The sequence below is a fragment of the Streptomyces sp. NPDC014764 genome (genome assembly GCF_043082785.1).
In the GTDB taxonomy this organism is placed as follows: domain Bacteria; phylum Actinomycetota; class Actinomycetes; order Streptomycetales; family Streptomycetaceae; genus Streptomyces; species Streptomyces althioticus.
In genome coordinates, this window is record NZ_JBIBXY010000007.1 from 450,655 (window position 1) to 460,013 (window position 9,359).

General features: G+C 72.5%; 9 protein-coding genes. 2 read left to right on the forward strand and 7 right to left on the reverse strand.

Going from position 1 to position 9,359, the window contains the following annotated elements:
• Positions 1-432: HAMP domain-containing protein (locus ACF1AG_RS20895; RefSeq protein WP_391810177.1), on the reverse strand; the 432-nt coding region annotated here is incomplete at its 3' end.
• 354 nt (positions 433-786) lie between these two features.
• On the opposite strand from ACF1AG_RS20895, the gene ACF1AG_RS20900 reads away from it, so the two are divergent.
• Positions 787-1,158: a PRC-barrel domain containing protein gene (locus tag ACF1AG_RS20900; protein ID WP_359601445.1), complete on the forward strand. Its 372-nt coding sequence runs from the start codon at positions 787-789 to the stop codon at positions 1,156-1,158.
• 34 nt (positions 1,159-1,192) lie between these two features.
• On the opposite strand, the gene ACF1AG_RS20905 is transcribed toward ACF1AG_RS20900, so the two are convergent.
• Together ACF1AG_RS20905 and ACF1AG_RS20910 are read right to left on the reverse strand one after the other, a co-directional pair.
• On the reverse strand, positions 1,193-1,627 hold the full coding sequence (locus ACF1AG_RS20905; RefSeq protein ID WP_359601444.1) for an ATP-binding protein: 435 nt from the start codon (positions 1,625-1,627) through the stop codon (positions 1,193-1,195).
• Positions 1,628-1,773: 146 nt separating this feature from the next.
• Positions 1,774-3,672: an AMP-dependent synthetase/ligase gene (locus ACF1AG_RS20910; protein ID WP_391810178.1), complete on the reverse strand. Its 1,899-nt coding sequence runs from the start codon at positions 3,670-3,672 to the stop codon at positions 1,774-1,776.
• A 128-nt stretch (positions 3,673-3,800) separates the two neighbouring features.
• Between ACF1AG_RS20910 and ACF1AG_RS20915 the strand changes: the two genes are divergently transcribed.
• Positions 3,801-4,037 carry a DUF6480 family protein gene (locus tag ACF1AG_RS20915; RefSeq protein WP_033276388.1) on the forward strand — a complete coding sequence of 79 codons (237 nt, stop codon included), beginning with the start codon at positions 3,801-3,803 and terminating at the stop codon, positions 4,035-4,037.
• Positions 4,038-4,217: 180 nt separating this feature from the next.
• Here the strand turns inward: ACF1AG_RS20915 and ACF1AG_RS20920 are convergent, their stop codons facing one another.
• The 4 genes from ACF1AG_RS20920 to ACF1AG_RS20935 all read right to left on the reverse strand — a co-directional run.
• Positions 4,218-5,306, reverse strand: coding sequence for a glutamate--cysteine ligase (locus ACF1AG_RS20920; protein WP_391810179.1), 1,089 nt, complete (start codon positions 5,304-5,306; stop codon positions 4,218-4,220).
• A 130-nt stretch (positions 5,307-5,436) separates the two neighbouring features.
• The gene (glgB, locus tag ACF1AG_RS20925; protein WP_391810180.1) at positions 5,437-7,665 is read right to left on the reverse strand and encodes a 1,4-alpha-glucan branching enzyme; all 2,229 of its coding nucleotides are present in this window, start codon (positions 7,663-7,665) and stop codon (positions 5,437-5,439) included.
• Between the two features lie 4 nt (positions 7,666-7,669).
• Entirely contained in the window at positions 7,670-9,028 is a 1,359-nt protein-coding gene (locus tag ACF1AG_RS20930; protein WP_359607848.1) for a maltokinase, read from the reverse strand.
• Positions 9,029-9,056: 28 nt separating this feature from the next.
• On the reverse strand, positions 9,057-9,359 hold a 303-nt coding region (locus tag ACF1AG_RS20935), incomplete at its 5' end, for an alpha-glucosidase C-terminal domain-containing protein (protein WP_189407148.1).

Genomic DNA, 9,359 nt, shown 5'->3' on the forward strand with positions numbered 1-9,359 from the left:
GATGGTGTTCTTGAGTTCGAGGATCTCGCCGCGCGCGTCGACGGTGATCTTCTGCGACAGGTCGCCCTTCGCCACCGCCGTCGTCACCTGCGCGACGTTGCGGACCTGCGCCGTGAGGTTGCCCGCCATGGCGTTCACCGAGTCGGTGAGGTCAGCCCAGGTGCCCGACACCCCCGGCACCTGCGCCTGCCCGCCGAGCGTCCCCTCCGTGCCCACCTCGCGGGCGACGCGGGTGACTTCGGACGTGAACAGCGACAGCTGGTCCACCATCCCGTTGAAGACCTTGGCGATGTCCCCCATGAGCCCGTCGGCGTCACCGGGCAGCCGGGTCCCGAAGTCCCCGTCCCGTACGGCCGTCAGTCCCGCGAGGAGCTGCCTCAGCTCCTTGTCCCCCGGCACCGTGTCGGTCCCCTCGGTGCTTCCCCTGGTCATGCGCACCCTCGTTCCGGCCCCATTCAGTGCGCATTTCCGCAGATCAGCGGAGTCGCGCGGAGAGAAATACGCCGCAGATTAACCCACCTCGCGGGCGCGCCACAAAGCGGGTGGCGGGCTTTCCGGACCGGTCGAGAATCACGTTTTCCGGCGCGCATGTTTCCGCGGAAGCGGGGTACCTGATGCGGTTTCACGTCCGCGCGGCCGGGTCGGCCGCATTCGACGGGCGTCGTTCGAATGTGTGCCCGCCGGACGGGTATCTGCTCGGATGGAGGGGGCGGAGTGTCCGGCCCCGCTCCTGAGAAGGGGGAGCAGTTCATGGGGAGCAGTCGTATCCCGGGGAGGCCGGAAGCAGTGCCCACCGACAGCATCTGGTCGTACGCGCCGGGCCTGGACCACGCCCGCGGTGCGGACCTCACCGGCTACACCGTCGTCGCGAGCGACGGAACCGCCGGCCACGTCGACCGTCAGGCCGACCATCACGGTATGCCGCACCTCGTCGTGGACACCGGTGTGTGGGTGTTCGGCCGCAGTCTGCTGGTCCCCGTCGGGGTGATCGCATCCGTCGACACCGCCGGGCGGAAGCTGACGGTGTCCTGCACCCGGGCCGAGCTGAAGGCCGCCCCGCGCTTCCGCACCGACAGCGAGACCATGGACCCCGTCTATCTCACCGCCGTCGGCCTCTACTACGGCGAGCTGCCCCGTGAGGAGCGGCCCGCCGGATGAAGCACGCGCCCCGGCAGGTCCGCCTCCGGGGCGCTCACCACGGGAGGAAGACGTGGATCTCCTTCCCCCGCTCGTGCGTCACGACGCTCACCTGGTCGCAGAGCGTGTGGATCAGATGCCACCCGATGCCGCCCCCGCCGCTGTGCGGATGGAACGGGCGCGGGGCCGGTTCGGTGGTGCTGGTGTCGTGCATCACCACATGCACCCCGTCGAACGTGCGGCGCAGCCGCAGCTCGAACGGGCCGGGGGCGTACTGCACCGCGTTGGCGGCCAGTTCCGTGACCACCAGGAGTATGTCGTCCCAGTGCTCCGGCGCCGTCGGCGCCGACGCACGGGCCAGGTCGAAGAGGAATCCCTCCGCGACCAGACGTGCGTCCGTCACATCGTGCAGCTCCCCCGGGAAGCTGGCGATGCGGTTCGTGATCTCCTCGCCGGCCAGTGTCCTGTCCCTACGCGACTCGGGTGCCATGTCGCCTTCCAGGCCCCGGTCACTGCCGGGGCGGTCGTCGCTGCTGTTGCGTTCCCCGATCTGTGGGTTCCCGTGCGGGCGGAGCCTACGCGCCCGCCTGCCCGACGGTGCGGGGTGACAAACCCCGCACCCCGGCGCGCGCGTGATCAGCGGAACACGTCGTCCTCGTCCCACACCGACGCGTCGGCCGGCGCCGGGGGGCGCGCCGGGTGCGTACGGGACTGGTACATCGCGTCGATCTCCAGCGCGTAGCGGCGCACGATCTCGTCCCGGCGCAGCTTCATCGACGGCGTCAGCAGGCCGTTGGACACGTCGAACGGCTCCGGCAGCACACGGAAGACCCGGATCGACTCCGAGCGGGACACGCTGCTGTTGGCCGCGGCGACCGCCCGCCCGACCTCCTCCCGCAGCGCGTTCTCCTCCCGCGCCTCGCGCGCCGGGGCGTCCCCCTGCAGCGACAGCGCCGCCCGCCAGTCCGCCAGGAAGTCCGGGTCCAGCGTGATCAGGGCGCCCACGCACGGACGGTTGTCACCCACCACCACGGCCTGGTGGACGAGGGGGTGCATCCGCAGCCGCTGCTCCAGGGCGGCCGGGGCGACGCTCTTGCCGCTGCTGGTGATGATGATGTCCTTCTTGCGGCCGGTGATCGTGAGGTAACCCTCGCCGTCCAGCCGGCCCAGGTCGCCGGTGGCCAGCCAGCCGTCCCGCAGGGCGGCCCGGGTGGCGGCCGGGTCGCCGATGTACCCCTGGAACACCGACGGCCCGCGCACCAGGATCTCCCCGTCCTCGGCCACCTCGACCGCGGTGCCCGGCAGCGGCTGCCCGACCGTCCCCGACTTCTCCCGGCCGTACGGCTGCATGGTGACGCCGCCGCTGGTCTCGGTGAGGCCGTAGCCGTCGTGCACGTAGATGCCGATGCCCTCGTAGAAGAGGGACAGGTCGCGGGCGAGGGGCGAGCCGCCGGACGTGGCCCGCAGCACCCGGCCGCCGAGCGTCGCCCGCAGCTTGCGGTACACGGTCCGCTCGTACAGCGCGTGCTGCATGCGCAGGTCGAGACCGGGGCCCGAGCCGCGTCCGAGGCGCTGCCGCTCCGTCGCCGCGGCGAAGTCCCGCGCGGTGTGGGCGGCCCGCTCGAACAGCGCCCCGCGCCCCGACAGCTGCGAGGCGCGCAGGAAGTTCTTGTAGATCTTCTCCAGCAGGGACGGCACCGCGTACAGATACGTGGGCCGGAACGAGCGCAGCGACGTCGACAGCGCGTCCGCGCCGAGGTCCGGCTCGTGGCCCATCAGCAGGCCGCCGCGGATGCACAGGCTCTGGATCATCAGCCCGTAGACGTGCGAGAACGGCAGGAACGCCAGCACGGACCCCTGCTCGCCGGGCGGCGCCGCGACATGCCCCCAGCCCGCCAGCAGCGTGTCGCAGATGAACGCGAGCCCGCGGTGGCTGATGGCGCAGCCCATGGCGTGCCCCGAGGTGCCGGAGGTGTACGCCACCACGGCCGTGGCGTCCGGCAGAACGATCCGCCGCAGCGAGTCGACCGTCGCCGGGGGGATGGCCTCGCCGCGCGCCACCAGCTGGTCCAGGGCGCCCGCGTCGAGCTGCCACACGTGCCGCAGGCGCGGCAGCTGGGCGCACACCGAGCCCACGGTCATCACGCTCTGCTCGTCCTCGACCAGCACGGCCACACAGCCGGCGTCACGCAGGATCCATTCGACCTGCTCCCGCGACGAGGTGGGGTAGATCGGCACGACCTCGGCGCCCACCGTCCACAGGGCGTGGCACAGGACGGTCCACTCGTAACGGGTGCGCGCCATGATGGCGACGCGGGTGCCCGGGGAGATGCCGGACGCGATCAGGCCCTTGGCCAGATCGACGACCTCGTCACGGAACTCGACGGCGCTGACCTCCTCCCAGACGGCGGAGGCCCCGGTGCGGCGGGCCAGCACCGGCATGGTCGGGCTCTCGGCCGCCCTCCCGAACAGGCTGTCGGCGAGGCCGCCGGTCAAGGGCGGGGCGGACGGCGGAGCGAGAGCGAGGTCGCGCATGCACTGCTCCTCACGGTGACGGGGGGTGGCGGTGCATGAATGTAGTCCAGCGGGCCGTGCCCTGGGCCGGGATCACGTCAAGTGTGTCCGCACTGATGATCCGGCCGCTTTCTGGGGACCCGGTGTCCATGACCTACGTCAATCCCGATCCCGATCCGGACCGCACCACCGGCCTCGAGGCGGGTGGCGGCGTACCACCGGGCGAGACCCCGCCCGCGGAGAGCAGCATGCCCGAGGCGGGCCCGTACGAGCTGGACCACAACCCCGCCAAGGGCTGGGCGAAGGGCCCCCTGACCGCGATCCTCGCCGTGGTCGCCTTCATCGCGGCGTTCTTCCTGGTCTACGCGATCATCCTGCTCCTCTGAGCCGCCGGCCCCCTCAGCCACCGGCCGCACAGGCCGGCGGCGGGACCCGGCGCGGCCCGCCCCCGAACCCCTGTTCGCGCAGTTCCCCGCGCCCCCATGGGCCCACTCCGCCCGAGCGCCCCTAAGGAGCGCGGGGAACTGCGCGACCAGCCCCCACACACCCGCAGGATCCGTGTCCGGCTACGCCTGCGTATGGCGGACGCACTCCGTGACCACGTCCCGGAGGCTTTCCGTGCGTTCCAGGAGGGCGCGCTGGATCATCGCTCCGTTGCCGTCGCGGAGCAGACGCTCGCAGCCCTCGCGGGCGCGGTCCAGGTCGCCGTGGTCGGAGAGGGCGTCCGCGGTGTGGTCGAGGAGCGCGCGGACGACCTCCTCGGCGGGCATCCTCCGCATCGTCCCCGGGTGCAGCAGCTCGCCGGTGAGGCCGGAGCTGGCCGCCTGCCAGGCGGACAGCCGCAGCAGGGAGACCCCCGGGTCGACCGGCTCGCGGCCCTCACGCCACTCACGTGCCGCCGTCTCCACCAGCCCCCGGGTCAGCGTGGCCACCAGCCCCGCCGTCTCCGCGTGCAGCGCGACGTCCGAAACCCGTATCTCCACCGTCGGGTACCGCTCGGACAGCCGGGCGTCGAAGTAGATCATCCCCTCGTCGAGGATCGTCCCGGTCGCCACCATCTCGGCGACCCGCCGGTGGTACCGCTCCGGCGACTCGAACAGCTCGGTCGGCCCCGCCGACGGCCACCGCTGCCACACCCGGCTGCGGTAGCTGGAGTATCCCGAGTCCTTGCCCTGCCAGAACGGCGAGTTCGCGCTCAGCGCGGTCAGCACCGCCAGCCACGGCCGCAGCCGGTCGAGGACGGCGACGCCCTCCTCGTCGGACTCCACCGACACATGCACATGACAGCCCATGACGAGCTGCTCACGGGTGGCGATGCCGTACTGCTGCTCCATCCACCGGTACCGCTCGTTCATGCCGACCGCCGGGCTGACCGGCAGCGGCGACGTGGCCAGCGCGGCGACCGTGCAGCCGATCTCCTCGGCGTGGCCCGCGGCCTCCTTGCGGCAGCGGACTATCTCCGCGTGCAGGCTCTCCATGGACGACTGCGGATGCGTGGCGAACTCCACCATCTGCTCGTGCAGTTCCTTCTCGAAGACGTCCTGCCCCGCGTCCTCCCGCTCGGCCCGGGCGAGCACCGCCGCGGACATCGCCCGCGGTTCACCCGTCTCCGGATCGACCAGGAGGAGTTCCTCCTCCACTCCCACGGTGCGCACCTGATGCCTCGCCCTTCTGCCTGCCGCGTCGACGCCGAGCAGCCCTCGGCCGTACGACCCGCATGCCCCGCGCTGGGCGCGGAACACCTGGTGTCGTCGGCCGAGGGCCGCCGGGCGCCGGAGCGCGGACTCACAGCGGCGTGGGCGCCAGCCAGACCGTCGCGAGCGGGGGAAGGGTGAGCCGCACGTGCCCGTCCTCGGGCTTGACCGGGTCGGGGTTGACCACGTCGCCGCCGCCGTAGCGGGCCGCGTCGGTGTTGAGGATCTCCTCCCAGGCGACCACGTCGTCGCCGACGGCGAGCCGGTAGTCGTGCCGGACCACGGGGGAGAAGTTCGACACCGCGAGCAGCGGCCGGCCCTCGGCGTCGTACCGCTGGAACGCGAAGACGTTGTCGTCGGCCGCGTCCACCGCGACCCAGCGGAAGCCGGACGGGTCGGTGTCGCGCTGCCACAGCGACGGAAGCCGCCGGTAGTGCGCGTTCAGGTCGCGCACCAGGTCCTGCACGCCGCGGTGGTCGCCCGCCGAGTGGTAGTCCTCGTCCAGCAGCCACCACTCGGGGCCCGCCTTCTCGGACCACTCCGCGCCCTGTGCGAACTCCTGGCCCATGAAAAGAAGTTGCTTGCCGGGGTGGGCCCACATGAAGCCGAGGTAGGCGCGCACGTTCGCCCGCCGCTGCCACCAGTCGCCGGGCATCTTCGACACCAGCGCCTGCTTGCCGTGCACCACCTCGTCGTGGGAGATCGGCAGCACGTAGTTCTCGCTGTAGGCGTACACCATCGCGAAGGTCATCTCGTGGTGGTGGTACCTGCGGTGCACCGGCTCGTGCGAGACGTACTCCAGCGAGTCGTGCATCCAGCCCATGTTCCACTTCAGCCCGAAGCCGAGCCCGCCGGTGTCGGTGGGCCGGGTCACCCCGCCCCACGCCGTGGACTCCTCGGCGATGGTCACCACGCCGGGGCAGCGCCGGTACACGGTGGCGTTCATCTCCTGGAGGAAGGCCATCGCGGCCAGGTCCTCACGGCCGCCGTAGGCGTTGGGCTCCCAGCCGCCGTCCTCGCGCGAGTAGTCGAGGTAGAGCATGGAGGCGACGGCGTCGACCCGCAGCCCGTCGATGTGGAACTCCTGGCACCAGTACACGGCGTTCGCGACCAGGAAGTTGCGCACCTCGGTACGGGCGTAGTCGAAGGTGTACGTCCCCCAGTCCGGGTGGTCGGCGCGTCGCGAGTCGCCGGGCTCGTACAACGGCTCCCCGTCGAAGCGGGCCAGCGCCCAGTCGTCCTTCGGGAAGTGCGCCGGCACCCAGTCCATGATCACGCCGATGCCGGCCCGGTGCAGGGCGTCGACCAGGTACTTGAAGTCGTCGGGGGTGCCGAGCCGGGCGGTCGGCGCGTAGAACCCGGTGACCTGGTAGCCCCAGGACGGCCCGTAAGGGTGCTCGGCGACCGGCATCAGCTCCACGTGGGTGAAGCCCATGTCCTTCACGTACGCGGGCAGCACCTCGGCCAGCTCGCGGTAGGTCGATCCGGGCCGCCAGGACGGCAGGTGCACCTCGTACACCGAGAACGGCGCCTCGTGCACGGGCCGTTCCCCGCGCCGCGCCATCCACTCCGTGTCACCCCACTCGTAGTGCGAGGCGGTGACCACCGACGCGGTGTTCGGGGGCGCCTCGGTGCGCCGGGCCATCGGGTCCGCCTTGAGGAACCGGTGGCCGTGACGCGAGTGGATCTCGAACTTGTAGCGGGTGCCCTCGCCCACGCCCGGCAGGAACAGCTCCCACACGCCGGACGAGCCGAGTGACCGCATCGGGAACGCCGTCCCGTCCCAGTACGTGAAGTCCGCGGCGAGCCGCACCCCGAGCGCGTTGGGCGCCCACACGGTGAAGCGCGTGCCGGTCACGCCCTGGTGGGTCATGGGGTGCGCGCCGAGCGCCGTCCACAGCTCCTCGTGCCGGCCCTCACTGATCAGGTGCAGGTCGAAGTCGCCTAGCGCGGGCATGAACCGGTACGGGTCGTGCGTCTCCGCCGGCTCGTCGTCCCCGTACGCCACCGCGAGGGTGTACTCGGGGACCTCGTCCAGCGGCAGCACGGCCGAGAACAGCCCGTCGCCCTCGGACACCAGCGGGGTGCGGGCGCCGTCGACGACCACGCTCACCTCGCGGGCGAAGGGGCGCAGCGTCCGGAAGGCGACACCGCCGGGCACCGGGTGAGCGCCCAGCAGGGCGTGCGGATCGTGGTGGGCGCCCGCCAGCAGACGGCCCCGGTCGTGCGGGTCGAGGGCGGGTGCGGCCGCCTCGTCGTCGGCGGCGGCGGACGGGGCGGACCCGCCCGATCCGGGCAGCGGCGTTTCGTGCAGGGCCACGGCTTCAGTCTCCTCTCACGGCGAGGCGCTCGATCGCCGCCATGGGTACGGGCAGCCAGTCGGGTCGGTGCCGGGCCTCGTACAGCACCTCGTACACGGCCCGGTCCGTCTCGTAGGCGCGGAGCAGGCCGTGCTTCTTGCGCGGGTCCCAGCCGGCACGGGCCGCGTAGCCCGCGCAGTAGGCCTCGCGGCAGCGCCGCGCCCACTCCGGGCGCCAGGGACGGCGCTGCCGGGCGGCATAGTCGAAGGAGCGCAGCATCCCGGCGATGTCCCGCACTGGGGAGTGGGCGCTGCGCCGTTCGGAGAGCGGCCGGGACGGCTCGCCCTCGAAGTCGATCACGAACCACTCGCGTCCCGCCCGCAGTACCTGGCCGAGGTGCAGGTCGCCGTGGATGCGCTGGGCGGGCGGCCCCGCGTCGCAGGTGGAGAGCGCGGCGAAGGCGCTCCGCAGCCCCGGCACGTACGGCTGGAGCGCGGGCACGGCGTGCGCGGCCGCGGTCAGCCGCTCGGTCATCGCCGCCGCCGTCCGCCCGTTCTCGCCGGGCGTGCCGACGGGGAACGCGGAGGAAAGCGCCAGGTGGACGTCGGCCGTGGCGCGGCCGAGGGCGTGCGCCTGCGCCGTGAAGTCGTCCCCGGCGGCGAGCGCGTCGAGCGCGAGCGTCCAGCCGTCGGCGGCGTTGCGCAGATACGGCTGGAGCACACCGAGCGTCGCCTTGAACGGGTGCGTGGTGCGCAGCCAGGCCACCGGCGCCGGCACCCGGTGGCAGCCCTGCCGGGCCAGCGCCCCGGGCACCTCCAGGTCGGGGTTGACGCCGGGCTGGATACGCCGGAAGACCTTCAGGATGTACTCGTCGCCGTACACCAGCGAGGAGTTGGACTGCTCGGCGTTCAGCACCCGCGGCACCAGACCCGCGGGGACCTCCTGGGCGGGGTCGCCCTCGAAGTGCAGCGGGCCCGCGGTGCCCGGCCGGCGCAGCCGCTCCAGCAGCAACTGGGCGGCGCGCGGGTCCTGGAGGGCGTCGTACACCGTCAGCCCGGCCAGCAGGCCGTCCCGCACGGTGCCGATGAGCGCCTTGCCCAGGCGGGGCGAGGGCCGCTCACGCACCCCGAGCAGCAACTGGTAGCAGTCGCCGGCGGGGGTGGCGCCCCCGGGCGCGGGCACCCCGCCGTGCGCGGCGTGCACCAGCACGTGCAGACAGCCCGGGAACAGCTCGGTCGTGGACAGCACGCCGAGATCGGTGACGGGACGGTCCTTGCCCGCGAACCAGCGCTGCAACGGCAGCCACTCGCGCAGCAGCCCGGCGAGCGACTCCAGGGACTCGGCGGGCGCGCTCCGCGGGCGCAGGAATGCGGTCTTCGTCATCGTGACGCCTCCTCTCGCCGGCACACGCTCACAGTCGTCGGCCGATGCGGGATGCGACTCGGGTGAGCCGGAACCAGTAGAAGCCGTGGCCCCCGAGGGTCAGCAGGTAGGGCAGTTCGCCGATGGCCGGGAAGCGCACCCCGCCGAACAGCTCCACCGGGTGCCGGCCGTCGAACTCGCGCAGGTCGAGCTCGGTGGGCTGGGAGAAGCGGGAGAAGTTGTTGACGCACAGGACCAGGTCGTCCCCGTCTTCCCCGTTCGGGGGGGCCTCGCGGAGGAAGGCGAGGACGGCGGGGTTGGAGGAGGGCAGCTCGGTGTAGGAGCCGAGGCC

Coding starts and splice junctions, on each gene's coding strand:
- ACF1AG_RS20930 (WP_359607848.1), bottom strand. CDS start 9,028: ATGACGAAGACCGCATTCCTGCGCCCGCGGAGCGCGCCCGCCGAGTCC.
- ACF1AG_RS20905 (WP_359601444.1), bottom strand. CDS start 1,627: ATGGCACCCGAGTCGCGTAGGGACAGGACACTGGCCGGCGAGGAGATC.
- ACF1AG_RS20910 (WP_391810178.1), bottom strand. CDS start 3,672: ATGCGCGACCTCGCTCTCGCTCCGCCGTCCGCCCCGCCCTTGACCGGC.
- ACF1AG_RS20915 (WP_033276388.1), top strand. CDS start 3,801: ATGACCTACGTCAATCCCGATCCCGATCCGGACCGCACCACCGGCCTC.